The 16,848-nt window shown below is 70.1% G+C and carries 18 protein-coding genes and 3 pseudogenes; 11 read left to right on the forward strand and 10 right to left on the reverse strand.

Annotated features, from left to right (window positions below; genetic code table 11):
* Window positions 1-140 precede the first annotated feature (140 nt).
* Together BN159_RS41560 and BN159_RS41565 are read left to right on the forward strand one after the other, a co-directional pair.
* Window positions 141-1,796: an IS1182 family transposase gene (locus BN159_RS41560; RefSeq protein ID WP_106435975.1), complete on the forward strand. Its 1,656-nt coding sequence runs from the start codon at window positions 141-143 to the stop codon at window positions 1,794-1,796.
* A 104-nt stretch (window positions 1,797-1,900) separates the two neighbouring features.
* On the forward strand, window positions 1,901-2,257 hold the full coding sequence (locus tag BN159_RS41565) for a hypothetical protein (RefSeq protein WP_015663086.1): 357 nt from the start codon (window positions 1,901-1,903) through the stop codon (window positions 2,255-2,257).
* Here BN159_RS41565 and BN159_RS44990 read toward each other — a convergent pair.
* Window positions 2,247-3,068, reverse strand: a pseudogene (locus BN159_RS44990) (IS5 family transposase). The gene BN159_RS41565 and the pseudogene BN159_RS44990 overlap by 11 nt on opposite strands.
* 274 nt (window positions 3,069-3,342) lie before the next feature.
* Between BN159_RS44990 and BN159_RS41575 the strand changes: the two are divergent.
* Window positions 3,343-4,677: an MFS transporter gene (locus BN159_RS41575; RefSeq protein WP_015663089.1), complete on the forward strand. Its 1,335-nt coding sequence runs from the start codon at window positions 3,343-3,345 to the stop codon at window positions 4,675-4,677.
* On the opposite strand, the gene BN159_RS41580 is transcribed toward BN159_RS41575, so the two are convergent.
* The 5 genes from BN159_RS41580 to BN159_RS41595 all read right to left on the reverse strand — a co-directional run bounded on the left by BN159_RS41580 (window position 4,587) and on the right by BN159_RS41595 (window position 8,718).
* Window positions 4,587-5,975, reverse strand: a complete 1,389-nt coding sequence (locus tag BN159_RS41580) for a TfuA-like protein (RefSeq protein ID WP_015663090.1) — start codon at window positions 5,973-5,975, stop codon at window positions 4,587-4,589. The genes BN159_RS41575 and BN159_RS41580 overlap by 91 nt on opposite strands.
* Window positions 5,972-7,174, reverse strand: coding sequence for a YcaO-like family protein (locus BN159_RS41585; RefSeq protein ID WP_015663091.1), 1,203 nt, complete (start codon window positions 7,172-7,174; stop codon window positions 5,972-5,974). Before BN159_RS41585 ends, BN159_RS41580 begins: the two co-directional genes overlap by 4 nt.
* 97 nt (window positions 7,175-7,271) lie before the next feature.
* A complete protein-coding gene (locus BN159_RS46345) occupies window positions 7,272-7,427 on the reverse strand; it encodes a hypothetical protein (protein WP_015663092.1) in 156 nt (51 codons plus the stop codon).
* Window positions 7,428-7,459: 32 nt separating this feature from the next.
* Window positions 7,460-8,080, reverse strand: a complete 621-nt coding sequence (locus BN159_RS41590; RefSeq protein ID WP_015663093.1) for a hypothetical protein — start codon at window positions 8,078-8,080, stop codon at window positions 7,460-7,462.
* Complete coding sequence (locus BN159_RS41595) at window positions 8,080-8,718, reverse strand: hypothetical protein (RefSeq protein WP_015663094.1); 639 nt, start codon at window positions 8,716-8,718, stop codon at window positions 8,080-8,082. Before BN159_RS41595 ends, BN159_RS41590 begins: the two co-directional genes overlap by 1 nt.
* A gap of 193 nt (window positions 8,719-8,911) precedes the next feature.
* Here BN159_RS41595 and BN159_RS41600 point away from each other — a divergent pair, with 193 nt between their 5' ends.
* Window positions 8,912-10,240 (forward strand): helix-turn-helix domain-containing protein, encoded by a 1,329-nt coding sequence (locus BN159_RS41600; RefSeq protein WP_015663095.1) that lies wholly within the window; start codon window positions 8,912-8,914, stop codon window positions 10,238-10,240.
* A 457-nt stretch (window positions 10,241-10,697) separates the two neighbouring features.
* On the opposite strand, the gene BN159_RS41605 is transcribed toward BN159_RS41600, so the two are convergent.
* Window positions 10,698-10,928, reverse strand: coding sequence for a hypothetical protein (locus BN159_RS41605; protein ID WP_015663096.1), 231 nt, complete (start codon window positions 10,926-10,928; stop codon window positions 10,698-10,700).
* A 526-nt stretch (window positions 10,929-11,454) separates the two neighbouring features.
* On the opposite strand from BN159_RS41605, the gene BN159_RS41610 reads away from it, so the two are divergent.
* The 7 genes and pseudogenes from BN159_RS41610 to BN159_RS41635 all read left to right on the forward strand — a co-directional run bounded on the left by BN159_RS41610 (window position 11,455) and on the right by BN159_RS41635 (window position 15,159).
* The gene (locus BN159_RS41610) at window positions 11,455-12,840 is read left to right on the forward strand and encodes a hypothetical protein (RefSeq protein ID WP_041820515.1); all 1,386 of its coding nucleotides are present in this window, start codon (window positions 11,455-11,457) and stop codon (window positions 12,838-12,840) included.
* Complete coding sequence (locus BN159_RS41615) at window positions 12,837-13,034, forward strand: hypothetical protein (protein ID WP_010639982.1); 198 nt, start codon at window positions 12,837-12,839, stop codon at window positions 13,032-13,034. The genes BN159_RS41610 and BN159_RS41615 overlap by 4 nt, the downstream gene beginning before the upstream one ends.
* Before the next feature lie 36 nt (window positions 13,035-13,070).
* Window positions 13,071-13,253, forward strand: a complete 183-nt coding sequence (locus BN159_RS41620) for a hypothetical protein (RefSeq protein WP_015663098.1) — start codon at window positions 13,071-13,073, stop codon at window positions 13,251-13,253.
* 255 nt (window positions 13,254-13,508) lie between these two features.
* Window positions 13,509-13,778 carry a hypothetical protein gene (locus tag BN159_RS41625; protein ID WP_408055055.1) on the forward strand — a complete coding sequence of 90 codons (270 nt, stop codon included), beginning with the start codon at window positions 13,509-13,511 and terminating at the stop codon, window positions 13,776-13,778.
* A gap of 92 nt (window positions 13,779-13,870) precedes the next feature.
* Entirely contained in the window at window positions 13,871-14,554 is a 684-nt protein-coding gene (locus BN159_RS41630) for a restriction endonuclease (protein ID WP_015663100.1), read from the forward strand.
* 155 nt (window positions 14,555-14,709) lie between these two features.
* A pseudogene (locus BN159_RS47810) lies at window positions 14,710-14,865 on the forward strand (transposase); the annotation flags it as partial.
* On the forward strand, window positions 14,863-15,159 hold the full coding sequence (locus tag BN159_RS41635) for a YybH family protein (RefSeq protein WP_231905785.1): 297 nt from the start codon (window positions 14,863-14,865) through the stop codon (window positions 15,157-15,159). The pseudogene BN159_RS47810 and the gene BN159_RS41635, both read left to right, overlap by 3 nt.
* 15 nt (window positions 15,160-15,174) lie before the next feature.
* Here BN159_RS41635 and BN159_RS44515 read toward each other — a convergent pair.
* From BN159_RS44515 to BN159_RS41645, 3 genes and pseudogenes are all read right to left on the reverse strand, one after another.
* Window positions 15,175-15,363 (reverse strand): annotated as a pseudogene (locus tag BN159_RS44515) (ATP-binding protein); the annotation flags it as partial.
* 2 nt (window positions 15,364-15,365) lie between these two features.
* A complete protein-coding gene (locus BN159_RS41640) occupies window positions 15,366-16,334 on the reverse strand; it encodes an alpha/beta hydrolase (RefSeq protein ID WP_015655071.1) in 969 nt (322 codons plus the stop codon).
* A 104-nt stretch (window positions 16,335-16,438) separates the two neighbouring features.
* Window positions 16,439-16,756, reverse strand: coding sequence for a putative quinol monooxygenase (locus tag BN159_RS41645; RefSeq protein WP_015655072.1), 318 nt, complete (start codon window positions 16,754-16,756; stop codon window positions 16,439-16,441).
* Window positions 16,757-16,848 lie beyond the last annotated feature (92 nt).

Here is a 16,848-nt window from a genome sequence, read left to right on the forward strand (position 1 = left end):
CCAAACGGGTCAAGCGGACACCAAAGCCCTAAGTTACCGGTATGACTCTGCTGGTGATGTTGGTAAGTCGCTGACGGCTGGCTGTGTGCGGTGCTTGGCTGGGAGCGTGCGGGGTGGTGTCGTCGGTGGAGGTGGTCGCGGTGTCGCTGCGGCCGGAGGATCACCAGCGAATCCCAGTACGGACGGTGCGAACGGCGCGGGCGGCGTGTCCGAAGGGCACCCCGGCCATGCTCATCCGGGACCGGTTGGATGTCCTGTTCGAGGATGAGGAGTTCGCCGACCTGTACCCCGACGACGGCAGGCCGGGACTGTCGCCGGGGCAGCTGGCGCTGGTGTCGGTGCTGCAGTTCGCGGAGAACCTGTCGGACCGGGCGGCGGCGGACGCGGTCCGCACCAGGATCGACTGGAAATACGCGATCGGCCTTGAGCTAGAGGATCCTGGATTCGACCACTCGGTCCTGTGCGAGTTCAGGGCCCGGCTGGCCGAACAGGACGGCGCCGCCGACCAGTTACTGGAGCTGATGCTGGATCGCCTGGTGGAGGCCGGCCTGCTCAAGGCCGGGGGCCGGCAGCGTACCGATGCCACCCATGTGCTGGCGGCGGTGCGGACGCTCAGCCGCCTGGAGCTGGTCGCGGAGACGCTGCGAGCAGCCCTGGAGGAGCTGGCCGAGGCCGCCCCCGCCTGGCTGGCGCCGCTGATCGAGCCGGAGTGGGCCAAGCGGTACGGACGCCGGGTGGAGATCGGCAAACTGCCGGGCGGGAAGGCGGCCGTGACCGCCCGGGCCGAGGAGTTCGGCCGGGACGGACAGAAGATCCTGACCGCCGCCTGGGCCGCCTGCGCCCCACCCGGCCTGCGGCTTCTTCCTCAGGTGGAGATCCTGCGCCAGGTCTGGGTCCACCACTACTTCTGGGACGTGGAGGGATTGTTGCGCTGGCGGGACGGCCATGCTCTGCCGCCCGCCTCGCTGCGGTTCGACTCCCCGTATGACACCGATGCGCACTACTGCGTCAAACGGGACACCGCCTGGAGCGGATACCGGACGCATTTCACGGAAACCTGCGACGAAGAACGCCCCGGGCTGGTGGTCCATGTCGCCACCACCATCTCCACCGTCCAGGACATCGAGCTGACCGACACCATCCACGACGAGCTCGCCGGGCGGCAGTTGCTGCCCGCGGAGCATGTGGTCGATGCCGGCTACATCTCTCCGGCACGTATCGAGCGGGCCCAGCGGGTGCACGGCATCACTCTGCTGGGCCCGGTTGTCGCCGACCACAGTGCCCAGGCCAAGGCCGGTTCGGGCTTCGCCAAGGCGGCCTTCACCATCGACTGGGACAATGAGCAGGCGATCTGCCCGCGCGGGGCCACGAGCGTGTCCTGGACCAAGCTGAACATCAAGGACCACACCTATCTGCAGGCCCGGTTCGCCGAGGCGGACTGCCGGACCTGCCCAGACCGCGCGCACTGCACCTCTTCAGCCACCGGGCCCCGCTCCATCGCCGTGCTCCCCCGGCCGTTGCACGAGATCCAGATGAGCAACCGGCTCGACCAGCGCACCGAGCAATGGCAGCGCCGCTACGCGATCCGCGCCGGCATCGAGGCCACTCTCTCGCAGAACGTCCGAGCCCACGGCCTGCGCCGTTCCCGCTACCGGGGCCTGGCGAAGACCCACGTCCAGCACGTCCTCACCGCCATGGCCTGCAACGTCACCCGGGTCTCCGACTGGATATCCAGCACCACCAGAACCCGACGCCGCACCACACACTTTCACGCGCTATGCGCAGCCGCCGCATGACCCCGACAACATCACCAGCAGAGTCCCGGTATTGAGCTTAGACGTCGTTTCCTTTGGTGCCTGGCGGCCGTCAGTGCTGTGTTGCGGTGTGAGAGTGTCCGGGCATGAGTTACGACTTGGCCGTGTGGGACGGAGAGCGGCCAGCCAATGACAGGACCGCCGGTCGAGTCTTCACGGACCTCTTCGACCGCTACATGGAGACAGAGGTGTGCGATCCCCCGACCGAGCGCATCACGGCTTACGTTGCCGCGCTTGTGGAGCGGTGGGGTGACGTGGCTGAGGACGTGGAGGATGCTTCGCCGTGGGCGGCTGGGCCGTTGATCGGCGGGGCCGGTGGCCCGCTCGTCTACTTTGCGATGAGCTGGAGCAGGGCTGAGGAAGTCTCTGCCTGGGCAGCGGCCCTCGCGGAGTCAATGGGGCTGGTGTGCTTCGATCCTCAGCAGAATCGGCTCAGGCCCTGACCCTCTTGGTCAGACGGCGGTATCCGATCAGAAGCGCCGCCAGGCCGACGAATGCTAGAAAGTGTTCCGGCTTCCGTTCGTAGCGGCGGTGCAGACGTCGGCATCCTGCCAGCCAGGACACGGTTCGCTCGACCACCCAGCGGTGTCGGCCGAGCCGAGTGGAAGGCTCGATGCCCTTGCGCGCAATGCGGTGGCGGATACCTCGTTCCCGAAGCCATTTCCGCAGGTGGTCGTAGTCGTAGCCTTTGTCGGCGTGCAGCTTGGCAGGCCGACGTCGGCGGGGACCGCGACGGGAGCTGATCGGCGGGATCCCACGTACGAGCGGCTTCAGACCAAGGCTGTCGTGCATATTGGCGCCGGAGATACCCAGAGACAGCGGCAGTCCATTCCGGTCCGTGATGAGGTGGATCTTCGACCCCGACTTGCCGCGGTCGGTCGGATTCGGTCCGGTCAGTGGCCCCCTTTTGAGGCCCGGACACTGACAGAATCGATCGCGCACCGTGACCAGTCCAGCTCACCCCGGCTGCCGAGTTCGTCCAGGACGACGCGGTGCAGCCTGGCCCAGACCCGGTCCCGGCTCCACTGGGCGAAGCGCCGGTAGACCGTCGGCCAGGCCAGCCCAAAGACAGGCGGCAGCTGCCGCCAGGTGCAACCCGAGGTGGCCACGAAGATGATCGCGGCGGGCGTCTCCCGGTCACCGGGCCCGCCGCCGGCCACCGCCCTGCGGACGCTTCACCTCAACCGGCAGCACAACCCGCCGGAACAGCATCCACAAATCATCCGGCACCAACCGCTCAACCAGATCCGTCATGCACGGATCAACGAACGATCTCACCAAAGGAAACGACGTCTAAGGGGTGGTCAACCGTCTGCCCACGCTCCGAGCTGTCTCCTCCGGCTCTCTCATCGGTCGTCTGTGACCGGTGGCGCTGCACGTCGAGGACGGGATTCGACTGGACTGGAGTTCTTCGCGGGCGGGCTGTTGCGTCTGCGACAGACGATCTTTCTTGTGCCTTAGAGTCGGGGCAGCCTTCCCGGTGGCGTCTCGCCGCCGGGATTTCGTTGTTCCTGGGCGGAGTTGGATCTTGCGGAAAGCGCGGCTGCTGAACCGGACGGCGGGGCCCGGCCCCCGGATTGGTTGGGCGGCGCGCGTCCGGGAAGCGGGGGCGCCTCTCGCGGTCCGCCCGTACCGGCTGCACTTCACCGCACGCGTGCTGTCGTGGACCGGGTCGGCGGTCTCGCCAATCGCTCTTGCCTTCGCTGTGCTGCACATTGGTGGGGGAGCGGGCGCGCTGGGCCTGGTCCTCGCGGTTAGCGTCGCCCCGCAGATCCTTCTACTCCTGGTGGGCGGAGTCGTCGCCGACCGGCTCCCGCGCGCCCGGGTCATGGTGTGGTCCAACGTGGTGTGCGCGCTCGCCGAGGGCCTCGCCGCCCTGCTGCTGTGGTCTGGCACGGCCCGGGTGTGGCACCTGGTACTCATGTCCGGGATTTGCGGCGCTGCATCGGCGTTCTTCACCCCGGCCGCCGGCGGCATCGTGAAGGAAGTGGTGCCGCCGGAGGCGAGGCACGCGGCGAATGCCCTCCTGAAAATCGCTCAGAACCTCGTCAAGGTCGGAGGCCCGGCCATCGGCGGTGTCCTCGTCGCTGCGTCCGGCTCCGCCTGGGCCATCGGATGGGACGCGGCCACGTTCGCCGCATCCGCCCTCCTGTTCGCCCGGATCGGCCTTAGGTCGGGGCCGGTGAAGGTGAAGACTGGGTTCCTGGCCGATCTGCGCGACGGCTGGACCGACTTCCGCTCCCGCCGCTGGCTGTGGGTGATGGTCGTGCAAGGTGCGCTCGTCGTGCCGGTGTGGCTGGTCGGGTACCAGCTCCTCGGCCCGGTGTACGGCGCGCGGTTCCTCGGCGGGGCGGGGCTGTGGGGCCTGGTCGTCTCCGGGTTCACGGGCGGACTGGTGGCCGGGGCCGCCGTGGCGCTGATGTGGCGGCCCCGGCTGGTCGGCCGGGTGGTGTGTGCGGGTACCGGGTCACTCGCGCTGCCGCTCGCGGCGATGGCCGCCACCGCCCCGGTGCCGGTGCTCGTCGCCGCGACGGCGGCGGCCGGGACGGGCCTCGCGGTCAGCATGACCGTATGGTCCGGCCTGGTACAGGAACGCATCCCGGCCGACCGGCTGAGCCGAGCACTCTCATACTCGACACTCGGGCAGCTCGTTCCCGTGCCCTTCGGCTACCTCCTCGCGGGCCCGATCTCCCGCGCTGTGGGGATCCGCGCCACCCTCGCGGGCGGCGCCCTGGTGATCGTCCTTGCCGCGGTGGTTCCGCTGCTGATCCGTCAGGTTCGAGCCCTGGCCGTGGCTGGGCAGCCCGCACACGAGTCGGTCCTCGCGGGCACGGCCGCAGTGTCCGCGCGAGCGCCGAGGTAGAACGCCCTGGCCACCTCGACCGCCCCGCCGAAATCGCGGAACCCCCGGTCGCGTGCCGCCGCATCCAGCACGGGCCGCCCCGCGCAGGCTGGGAGTCCCCACCGCGCGACGAGGTGCCGGCCGATGCGGTCGGCGGACAACCGCGCGATGGTGTGCCGGGGATCGGCCGCCTCGACGGCCGCATTCGCGGCGTACGCCGCGGCGACGTCCTCGGCCGTCGGTAACGAGTCGTCGACCAGCTCCCCGGCCTCGTCCCGGGCGGACGGCCACACCGACCACGCGCCATCCAACCGAGCCGAACGAACCATGATCCGGAGCAGCGCCTCACCCGGGGGCAGCGCCCCCAGCTCGGCCGGAGCGAGCCAGAACGCGAGTTGCTGCCGGGACATGGATGCCACGTCGACCCCCTCGGCCGCGGCGGTCCGCAGGGCAGCGGCCTCGGCGCCGTCCGGACCAACCTCTCCTCCGGCGACAGCCGACAGAACCCGGGCCCGCCACCGGGCCGGGAACCCGGCGTCGTAGAGCTGCTGGTGTTGGAGCACCGCGAGGAACGGCACACCGCCGCGGCCGGGGCGGTGCGCCGCCGTCCAGTACCGCACGAACGACGTCCGCCACGGCTCCGCCTCCCACCCCCGCGCCTCCGCCTCGGGTGCCGGCACCCCGCCCTCGGCCACCAGGACGAGGGCGCGCTCCGCGTCCTCCCGCTTCACGTCATACGGGTTGCGGCGACGCCACCCGTCGACTGCGGCGAACGCGGCCCCGGCCCCCTCCTCGCGGGCCTGCCGGGCGAGCGCGGACCACGTACGGCGGGTGTGGGGCAGCGCGCGGGCGAGCCCTTCGAGTGTGTCGGCGTCGGCCTCGCTGATCTGCCCGGTCTCAGCGCAACGGACCAGCGCGGCCCGGATGTTCACCAGGGCCTCGGACACCGGCTGTCCCTCGGGGGTATGCAGAACAGAAACCTCGTCGTCGGCGTCCAGCACCCCGGCCGTCAGGTCCTCAAAGACGCGCCCGACGCTGGCCATGCCGTACGGCGCGAGCTCGGCCCCCCGCAGCGCGCCCATGCTCGCCGCGCCAACGACTCGAACCCCCTCGGCCAGCAACAACAAGATCTCTTTGTGCCGTACGGGAGCGCGCTGGTGCCACACCCCGTCAATGATCACGACCGTGTCGCCGGGAGTGGTATCGAGCCGCAACAGGTCACCGTGCCCGATCGGCGGATGACACACCGCGCCAGGCAGCAGCTCGCCGACGCGGGCGGCCGGGAGGGTCGGGCCGGAGAAGACATGCACGGTGCTCACGCGGCGGACTCCTGACTCTGGCGGGCGCTGGTGCGCTCCTGCCGTGGGCGGGGGATGACGTGCCGGGAGTCGTACCGCAGGTGCGGCGCAACTACCTTGACGACCGAGAACACCCCGCCGTTCTCGTACGGGCCCTGCGTCAGGTCGACGACCAGCGGGGCGGAGCCGGTCACGCTCGCGACGCGGGCGGCCAGGTGCCCGGCCTCGCGTTCGTGGGTGTCGAACCCGGCGGCGTACCGGGAAACGATCGGCCCCCAGTCGGCGCCCGGTTCGGCCGCGGCGCCGGGGCCCTGGTGTCCGTCCTCCCGGTAGGCGGCTGGGGGGACGTCCTCGCGGCTCCCGGTGATCGCGGTCAGCCGGGACTGTGCGGCCTCGGTGATGGCCCGGGACAGGGCGATGTGCGGGTCGAGGTGGGCCCCGGACCCGGAGACCAGGAGCGCGGCCTGGTCCTCGCGCCACAGATAGGCCGCCATCACCGGCACGCCGAACCGGGTCGGGAGGTGCCACAACTCCAGCCACGCGCCCGCCTGGTGGGCGCGCTCGATCAGGCTCGCGCAGTGCGGATCACTCACGCTGCCCGGGTCGATGCGCTGTGGGAGGCCCTCGGGGGCGGGGCTGGTCAGGTTGCTGACGGCGTCCCGCTCGATCACCTCGTACAACCCGTGCGCGACCGCCTCCGCCCTGGTGTTGCCGGAGGCAAGGCCGTTGGTCGACGCGCTCGGCAGGTGCAGCCGCCACCGGTCGTGAGTCTCCCGGCCGAGCTGCACGCACGCGGTCGGCACCGGCACAGGGGTGCCGTCGACCGCCGAGTAGGCGGTGATCCAGTCCAGCACCGTACGAGGGGTCAGCAACGAACCGGGGTGCGCCTCAAGTGCCGTCACTGGATAGGGCAGGCGCAGGGCCTCGGCCGGTGCCCGCTCGATGGCCGCGGGCACGGCGCGCTCGCCGTGCCACGCCTCGATGGCCTCCAGCGCGCCGGACACGCGGGCGGCGTCCAGCGTCGCCCCCTTGCCCTGCGCGACGCTCAGCGTGCGGGCCAAGGGCCGCACGGCCATCGTGACGGGGATTCCGAGGTCGTCGAGCCCGGTCACGTCGGCAACGCGGGTGATGCCGTAGACCGCGAGCAGCGGCCGGAGCGCGGCCCACGTCTCGCCAGGATGGCGGGTGCGGTGGGCGCCGTCGAAGAACGCTTTGCGCATGGACATCTCTCCTCTCGGGGGACGGCGAGGCCCGGCCGCCGGACGCGGGGGAGCGTCCAACGGCCGGGCCGGTCAGCTACCGACTACCGACCTCCGGTCAGACGAGCACGGGGTAGGTGTGGGTGTCGGGGAACGCGCTGTCGGGAACGGCCGGGTCGCCGCCGCTGTTCTGCGGCATGGCGCCGTCCGCGTGCAGTTCGCCGATGAAGTCGGCCGGGTCCGCCAGCACGACGGTGGTCACGGGCACGGGCATGGGTTCCTCCTCGGAACTCGTAACGGTTGCTGCTACACCGACAGATCGGTGAAACAGACGGTGACCAGCACCTCGCGCGATTGGCCATCGAGCGGGGCACGCCAGTGGGGAATCCGGGACCCGTCGAATGCGGTCAGGGCCCTGTATCGCACGGGAAACGCGTCGCCGTCCGGGTACGGCGTATCCGCGAGCCGCTCGACGACCTCCTCGGTCGTCAGCCATCGCAGGTTCGGCAGCCACCCCATGGAACCGAGGCCGGGCGTCAGGGCGGCGCTCATCGTCAGCTCGCACTTCCCGTCGTCGCGGTGAACGTGCATAAAGTCGCCGGGCTTGTAGAACTTGTACCCGAAGCGGATCGCCGTCATCTTCGCGGCGCCGGTCGCCTCGGCCGCCACGTCCGCGAGCGCCTTGGACTGTGCGAGGGCCCGCAGCGCCGCCGCGCCGGGGTGGACCGTGCAGCGCTGCGGACTCGTGATCGAGCCGTCCCGCATCGCCAGAAGGCCAGGCCGCTGGTTGTGCCGGACGGCCGCGACCGGCTCCAGCCGCTCGGCCTCCTCGGCGAGCTCCTCCCACAGGCCCGCCTCGATCGCGTCGGCCGGCACGTCCGCCCGGCCCTGGGCGAGCCACGTCCGCCGCAGGGTTCCGGCGACCATCACAGGTCCATGAACGACATAGTGACGAGGAGACCCGCCTCCACAGGCAGCGGGGGCCGCCAGTGCGCGAAGTGGTACCCAGCGAACGCCCGGACCGAGCCGTCGTTGTAGGGGTGGGGCAGCGTCGTGAACTGCGCCCCCTCCGGGAACATCCCGAACTCGGCGACAACGTCCGCGAGGTGCCGGCCGTCCGGGTGGCGCAGGTGCGGCGCCCACCCCATCGGCGGAAGGTCCGGCGTCAGGGCGATACCGACCGTGACCGTGGATTTCGACGAGTCCGTGTGGAGCCCCTGAAAGTCGCCCCGGCGGTAGAGGACGACCGCGCCGCCGCGGGGGATCAGGCGCGGGATGCCGGTCGCCTCGCGTAGCGCCATCAGCAGCGGCTTGTCGTACGCGAGCTGATCGAGCACCGGGCCCGGCGGGATGAAACCGCAGTGAACCGGCGTCGCGAAGCTGCCGTCGCGGTGGGCGGCGGTGTGGTCGTGCACGTGCGGCGTGACCAGGTCGAGGCGGTCGGCCGCCTCCTCCTCCAAGGCCTTGAAGCGGTCCGGCGGCAGCACGTCGGGCAGCACGACCGTGCCGGTCTCCTCCCAAGCGGTGCGCGCCGGGAGCCGTTCTGCAAGTGCAGCGGTATCCATGATCCCTCCGAGGTCTCGGACGTCTCTTTGCCGGTGCCCTCAGCAAAGCGCCCGCCGTACGAGCCGTCACCGCACACAGCGGCTCGGATCAAGTGGCTTGCAGATCCTGCAAGTTGACCGCCAACTGCCTAGCGGAGGATTAGCCGCTGGCTACCGTGGAAGCCGCCCCCTTCGTGAGGGGCGTGGAGGCCCGATGACCAGCCCCACCACCCATGCGCACAGCTCCCACGACATCGGCGCACTCATCCGTGGCCGCCGCACGGAACGCCGCATGACCCAAGCTCAGCTCGGCAAGATCCTGGGATACTCCGAGTCCTGGGTCTCCCGCCTGGAGGCCAACCAGATCAGCCCCGCCGTCAGCGTGCTCGCCCATCTCTCCCGGATCCTTCAACTCACACCCGCAGAGCTCGGATTCGTTACTCCGCCCCCGGACGGGCGAGCCACCCACCCAGGCACCGACGCGTACGGCACTAAGGTGGGCGGCATTGAAGACCTGGACGACCAGGAGGACGCGGTGCGGCGCAGAACCTTCCTTGCGGGCGCGGCCGGTCTCGGCGCTGCCGCTGCAGGCATCCCCTCCCCTGCCGACGCCGCGGAGTCGGCGGCACTGACCGGGCTGGAGGACTTACTGCTGTACGGGCCGCCGCCGCTCACTGTCCAGTCCTCCCGTGCGGCTGCGGCTCTAGCCGTTCGCACCTCCCGCGCTGAACTGCTCGCCGGCCGCTACGCCCAGCTCGCCCGTGCTCTTCCCCAGCGGCTCGCCCTCACCCAGGCCCTGGAGGACGCAGGGCGGAATGCCACCGCCGAACTGTGGTGCGTCGCCGCCCGGCTGGCTATCAAACGCGGCGACGATCGGCTCACCGCCATCACCGCGGACCGCGCCCTCACCAGTGCTGGGCAGGTCGACGCGCCGCTCGTCCTGGCGGAGGCTCACCGCATGGTCTCCAGCGCCCACCGCCGTTACGGTCAACACCAGCGCGCCACCGCTGTCGCCGTCCGTGCCGCCGACCAGCTCATGGCCACCCACGTACCCGACGCCGCCGGACGCCTGTCCGCGGTCGGCAACCTACTGGCCACCGCCGCCTACAGCGCCGCCAAGGCAGGCGACCGCGACACCGCGCTCACACTGCTCAAGGATGCCCGTGCCCGCGCCACCCAGCTCGGCGCCACCCGCACACGGCCCGAGAGCATCGGCTACTTCGGCACCGAACAGGTTGCCCTCCACGAGGTATCGGTCCATTACCTCCTCGGCGATGCCGGCGCCGCCATCGCCACCGCACGCACCATTCCCGTCGACACCCTCCCCGCCGAACGCCAAGCCCGCCTCTACCTCGACGTCGCCCGCGCCTACGACCAGTGGGGCAAAGCACACAAGTGCCTCGCCGCCCTCACCGCCACCGAGCGCGTCGCGCCCCAGGAAGCCCGGCGGGACAGCGTCCGCATTCTCGTGAAGGGTCTCCTCACCTCGCCCCAGCCGGTCCCGGGCACCCGAGCCTTCGCCCGCAAGGTCGGCGCCATCTGAGGAGGACAGCGCGCGCGTCCTCCGCAACGCACACGGCGCGTGGCGGATGCTTGCGGGACCAGAACCCCGAGTCGGCCCGCGAAATCGCCGAGTCGCTCGTGAACCTTCTGGTGGCGTTCCCGAGCCCGTCGCACGCCGAGTCAATCGCGCGGCGCGCCCGCGACGTAATCTCCTGCATCGAAGGCGGCGCAGCCGCATAACGACGTAGCCACCCCACAAAAGGGCCCCTCTCCCACCCGGGAGAGGGGCCCTTTTGTGTTTCCGTCCCCGGGCGCAGCACGGAGCAGCGAAGGCGCAGCGAGCCGCTCAACGGCCCTCACGGGCCCTTATTTCCGGGACGTGGCCCAGGGTGCCACACGGCACGCCGCGCACCGCCCTGCGGGGCCTGGCGGCCCCTCCGGGCGAATCGGCGGGCGCCTTCGGCGCGTTCACCGGCAAAGGGTTTTCGGCCCTGCGCCTACGGCGCGCCGCGCGGCCTCCTGGGTCGCGCCCCGGAGATGTTCGAGAGTTCCGCGATTCCGGCGAGTGCGTCCTGGCCGACCTTGAGGGGGCGGACCCAGATCATCCCGACCAGCTCGCCGCGCACCAGCGGCATGATGAGCGGGCGCGGGACCGTGCCCTCGCCCAGCCCGGCGGTGTACGCGCTCTTCGCCACGTCGACCAGTGCGTCCCACATCCGTGCTTCCACGGAAGCCCCCTCCGTCTGCCTTACTCGATCACCGCACCCCGCCACGAGGGTTGAGGCCGTGTCAGCGGGATGATCAGCCAGCTCCGGACGGTGTGCCCGGCAAGAGCAGCGGGTCGCTCGAGGTCCGACCGGTGCCGGCACGTACCAGCGAGGCCCGGGCCGCGCAGAGCGCTATCGCCGCGGCCAGCCCGCTCGTGCACCCGTGGGGCGGTAAGTCACACATCGGCCCGTTGTCGGTGCAGGTCGCAGCGGAAGGGACTGCCCTGGAGGGGGAAATGCTGCCGCGGAGTCATGTGTGTGGCGTGAATCACAGTCGATGTCGGGAAGTTGAGTGCCGGATCGGCCCTCTCCCGCCGCAGGTAGGTGAACAGACTTACCCAAGCAACAAAGGAGGCCCGAGATGCCTGCGGTTTCAACGCCGGACTCGGCACCCGAGGATGCCGCTCAGCGGCCTGCTGCAGGATCGTCCGACGCAGCAGGAGCGCTGCTCGTTGCCTCAGCGGAAGGATGCGTATCGCCCGAAAATGTGGCGCTCGACGAGCCGGGCGACGCCGGACTCGCAGCGCCCATGGACGGGCCCGACCTGGACCACGATGCCTTCCCACAGCCTGACGACGCCGTCCTGAACTCCGGCAGCCTGGCTGATGTCGTGGACACGGATTCCTTCTGGTCCGGCGTCAGTGACTCCTTCCAACCGCTGGTCGGCCTCAGCACGATGCTCAGCGAGTTCACCGAGCGGGCGAACTTCGGCCTCGCCCCGGCGTTCGCCGGCATCGAGCTGGCAGTTCCCCGGCTGCCCAACATCGGAGAGATGGTTGGCCATTCGCTGCTGGACGGACTGGCCGCCCGCAATGCTGCGCTGTCGGCGCTGGCCGGCGTGCAGCCCCAGGTCCTCTCGCTGTCCGAGACCTTGAACTCGGTACTGCCCTCCGTCATGCCCACGCTGGGGCTGCTGGACGGACTCAACTCGGCCAGGGCGGCCTTGTCCGTAATCGAGCCGCAGATCAACAGCCTGGCGAGTGTGCTGGGACCCGCCGCCCGCCTGTCGTCGATGGCTGACGCCTTCCAGCCGCTGGTTGGTCTCGGTGAACTCGTTCGTCAGTCGCACTTCGGCCTGGCCCCGGCGTTCCGATACCTCCCGGATCTGATTCCCCCGCTGCCCAACCTGGCGAAGCTGGCAGAAACGCTCGCACCGTGCTTCGCCATCCAGGTGGGCCTACCGCGGACGATGCAGGAGGTCCTGCGCACCCTCCCGACGATGGCGGACGCCATCGGCGGCCATATGGCCGACCTCTTCGCCGGAGTCCGGTCTGTCGCTGACTGGGCGAAGCGGCTGAAGCCGTCCGTCCTTGCCGAGGCCCGCTACGCCTTCGACGCGTATGTGAAGGGCGACACGGAGCCGATGAAGGACTTCCTGCGCCGCTGCCTGCGTCTGTGGCCGGTGCTGGAGGACCACTGTCAAGCCCTGGCTGTGGCGATGTTCGAGCGCGCATGGGAGCAGGAAGCCGACCTCACCGACGACCAGTCGGTGCGCAGGGTCCTGGTCCGGTATGCCCGCCAGGGCTGCGACTCCGAGCGCGATCACCAGATCCGCGGTGCCTCGATCGGTTACATCCCGGAGGGTTGGGAACAGCGGGACACCGTGCCCGGGCCGGAGGACCTGGTGATCCCCCGTCTGGTTCCCTGGGCCCAGCAGTTCGAGACCGCCCCCGTGCGCTACGTGGCAGGCAAGCTCAACGAGCAGGAACAGGCCCTGGTCCGTGCCTGGTCGGAAAACCACCCCTTGACGTGGCCCAAAGCGTCGGATCTGGTGCAGCAGGACGAGGCGCAAGGAGAGCGGGCCCGACGCAAACTGCACCGCCTCGGCAAGGAGTGGCGCAGGCGCGAGAACAGCCGCCAGGAGCTTCCGTGAGTGCGCCGTCCGACCGATCGCAGGAGCCGCTGATGACCGTACGGGCCGCAGTCATCTTGATGCTGGGCACGCAGATCGCCGTGGCCGCTGGCGTGCTGACCGTGCTGGCCGGGAACGCATGGGCTGTCGCGGTACTGGCTGCCGGGGGCGCCTTCGCCGGCACCGTCGCCTTCGCCCGGTCCGTGATCGGCTGAACCGGCCCGGGCGAGCAGGACGCCCGGGCCGACGCCGTGGTCACCGCGTGGTGCGGCCGCGCCGCCTCCGCCACCGCCCTGTCCCAGTTGCTGGCGGCGGACCGGAGTGTTCCCGTGCCGGTGTGGTTGCGTCAGCTCCCCTTCGCCCTGCGTACGCACCCACCGCTGCGGCTGCGTCACTGGTGGATCCGTACCGCCCCCTGGGCGGAGGCGGGCTGATCAGTCCAGCCGCTCGTACTCCCTGGCGCGCGGCAGCATGTCGGCGCGACCGTATTCGGCTGGTTTCTGGTCACGGTGCCGCGTAAATAGCCTGGTCGCTGGCTCTCGCCGGAGGTACAGGGGAGGCTTCGGCGTCTGGATTCCGCTGCTCCAGGCGGCTTGCTCGTGACGCATTGTCAGTAGCGGATGGTGTCCTCGTCTCAACGGGCCGTCAGTGCCACCGAGTTGGGACAAAGGAGCGGGACATTGCCCTGGGTGGAGGAGCACGAGCGCGATGGGACGAAGGTGCGCCGGTACTTCCGGTGGGCACCGGGAGCGCGACGGGACCTGTCGATTCTGGTCCTGCTGGGGATCGCGGTCGCGGGCTACGGCGGGACGACCGGCACGGCCAGTAGCGGCGGTCCGGGGTCGAGGTCCCGGCCGACGTCGACGGCCACGTACCCGGTGCACTTCGAGGGCTGGGACGACCCGGCGCCCACGCCGCGGCCGACGGTCTCGTACCCGATCCGGTTCGACACCCGATGAGCACGGCATCGCCCGCGCGGGGCAAGCCCTCTTGCCGGGGCCGAGCAGGGCTTTCACACTGCGGATCACGGACACAGGGGAGTGGGGGACTGATGGCAGCGCGACGGCGCCGGCGGCTGCGGAAGCGGACACGCAGGCAGTTACAGGGCTGGGGCATCGTGGCGACGCTGGCCGTCACGGTGTGGGTGGCCGGGAACTGGGCGACAGTGTGGCCCGTGCTAGTGACCGTGGTCGCCGTCGTGGTGGTGGGCGGAGCCGGCTGGGGCCTCCTACGCGCGCACCGGCTCGCGGTCGGCGGAGACCGGAAATGGCGGGCGCAGGAGGAGGCGCGGGCGCGGGAGCTGTCGATGACGGAGGTCGACGCGCTGTCCTGGCAGGACTTCGAGCACTACGTCGCCGATCTCTGCCGTCGGGACGGCTGCACCAAGGTCGTCGTCAGCGGCAAGAGCGGCGACCTGGGCGCCGACGTCGTCGGCTACCTCGCCGACGGCCGCAAACTGGTCGTCCAGGTCAAGAAGTACGCGCCCGAGCGCAGCGTGTCCTCGCAGGACATGCAGAAGTTCGTCGGCACCGCCCGCCTCGAGCACGGCGCGGACGTCGCCCTGTTCGTCACCACGTGCCGCGCGTTCACGAAGGCCGCCCTCGGCCTGGCGGTGCGCCAGGACATCGTGGCCCTGCACCGTGACCTGCTCGGCTCCTGGGTCAAGGGCGCCCATCTGGAGACACTGATCCCGCTGAACGGAAGCGGCGGCGGCGCGCGGCGCCCGCCAGCCTGATGAGACACCCCTGTAGTGCGAAGGGTGCCTGATGCTCAGGTGTGGGCAGGGCCAGCGCGGGGGAGAACGCAACAACGCCTGCTCACCGTGTGCATGGAACTGGTAGTGCTTCGTTAGGTTTGGGTGTTTTCGCTGATCAAGAGCATGTTGGGTACGTGGACATGCATGAAGTGAACCGATTACGGGCCGCGTTGGGGCTTTTCGTGGAGGATGTGTTCGCGTCGGTTCCGCGTAAGGATCAGCGGGCCAGGGGCGAGTGCTATCTGCGGGGGCTGATGCTGGACGGCCGGCGCAAGTCGATCCAGCCGATGGTGCTGTTCATCGCCGAGGACGCCGTGTATTGGTTCTCGGACGGTTCGCATCGGGGCATTGAGGAGATCCGGTCCGCGATCGGGAAGACGTTCGCGACAATCCTCGACGAGGTGTATGAGGTGCGTGAACTGGAGTGGCCGGTGCTCACCTCTGATGTCGCGGTGTGTCGCTGTCGGTTCGCCTGGACCGGCGTCGTGAACGGTGAACTCCGCTCTGGCCGGGGCCGGGGCACCAACGGCATCGTGCGGCGGGACGGAGAGTTGAAGATGCTGCATGAGCATCTCAGCTCCTGATCCCTGCGCAGGCCCTCACCTCAGCCCGTTGGTCTTGTTCGCCTTGGTGCGGGCCAGCCGGTAGGACTCCGTTCCGGTCTCGATCAGGGTGGCGTTGAAGGTGAGCCGGTCCACGACGGCCGCGCAGAGCCGCGGATCGGTGAACGTCTTTGACCAGCCAGTGATCGCCTCGTTGGAGGCGATGGCGATGCTGTTCTTGGGCTGCGCTATGCGGCGGGGTTCGTGGCCAGGAGTCGGGCGAGCCAGTCGGTGCGGGTCCGGCGGGCTGTGGCCGAGATGTGTGCCTGCGGGTACAGGGCGTCGAATCCGTGGAAGCCGCCTGCCCAGACGTGGAGTTCGGCCTGGCCGCCGGCCGCCCAGATGCGGGTGGCGTAGTCGGTGTCCTCGTCTCGGAAGACTTCGGCGGAGCCGGTGTCGATGTAGGTGGTCGGCAGGTCCGCGAGGTCGTCGGCCAGGGCGGGTGAGACGTATGCGGGTACCTCGTCGTCGGTGAGGTCGCCGAGGAGGCAGCGCCATCCGAATCCGTTCATCTCGCGGGTCCAGACGCCGGGCCCGTTGGAGTACTGGAGGCTGGAGGTGGTGGTGTTGCGGTGGTCGAGCATGGGGCCGATCAGTACTTGGGCGGCGATCGTCGGGGTGCCGAGGTCGCGGGCCAGGAGGGTGACGCCGGCGGCGAGGCCGCCGCCCGCGCTGGCGCCTGCGACGATGATCCGGGCGGGGTCAATGCCCAGTTCTTCGGAGTGTTCGGCGACCCAGAGCAGTCCCTGGTAGCAGTCGTCGACCGGGACGGTGCCGGTGGACTCGGGCGCGAGCCGGTAGTCGACGGAGACCACGACGGCGCCGAACTCCTCGAGCCACTCCAGCGGGATGTCGATCTGTGAGAAGCGGTCGCCCATGACCATCCCGCCGCCGTGCATCCAGTAGACGCAGGGTGCGGCGGTGGTGCGATCGGTGTTCGCGGGGCTGAAGACGGACAAGGGGATCGGGGTGCCGTCCGGACTCGCAGCGGTGACCTCGCGCCGGTCGATAGCGCGACCTTCGAGGAGGGGTTCGACGGGCATCGAGGAGAAGGGGCGTACCTGCGCCAGCACTTCCGGGCTGAGCTGGGGCATGAGGGGCATGTCGGCCAAGAGTTCATGCAGTTCGGGGTCGAGGGCGGGTCGTGCCGTGGTCATGGTCGTTGCCTTTCAGGGGGTGGTGGCGGGACGGTCGGGCGAGGAGGGAGTCTCCTCGGCGGGCACCGCGGCGGCAGGGGCTGGGGGGTGGGGTGTTCGGCGGGTCAGAAGGCGGCCTTGCCGCGGACCGGCACGTAGTCGGTGTATTCGGACTCCTTGGCCAGCAGTCCGTCGATCTGCGCCACGATGGCCTGGGCGGCCTCGCCGGCGAAGATCCGGTGGTGGTCCTCCTCGCTGGTCCAGCCCTCGGTGACGTGGACGACGTCGGGGTCGGACGCGGAACGGGAGACGAGGTAGACCACGCAGTACTCGCTCGCGCCGGGGCTGCCCTCGTGCAGGCCGGTCAGCAGCAGCTCGACCAGCCGGTCGCCCATGCCGGGCCTGGCGGTCAGGGTGGCGTTGAAGCCGTACGTGGCAATCATTGAGTGCCTTCTTCTCGGTCGTGGAGTGAGGTGATTCCATTCAATCGCCGTGACCTGCGTAAACGTTAGAACGATGCTCGCTGGTACTTGCA

Source organism: Streptomyces davaonensis JCM 4913 (assembly GCF_000349325.1).
GTDB lineage: Bacteria > Actinomycetota > Actinomycetes > Streptomycetales > Streptomycetaceae > Streptomyces > Streptomyces davaonensis.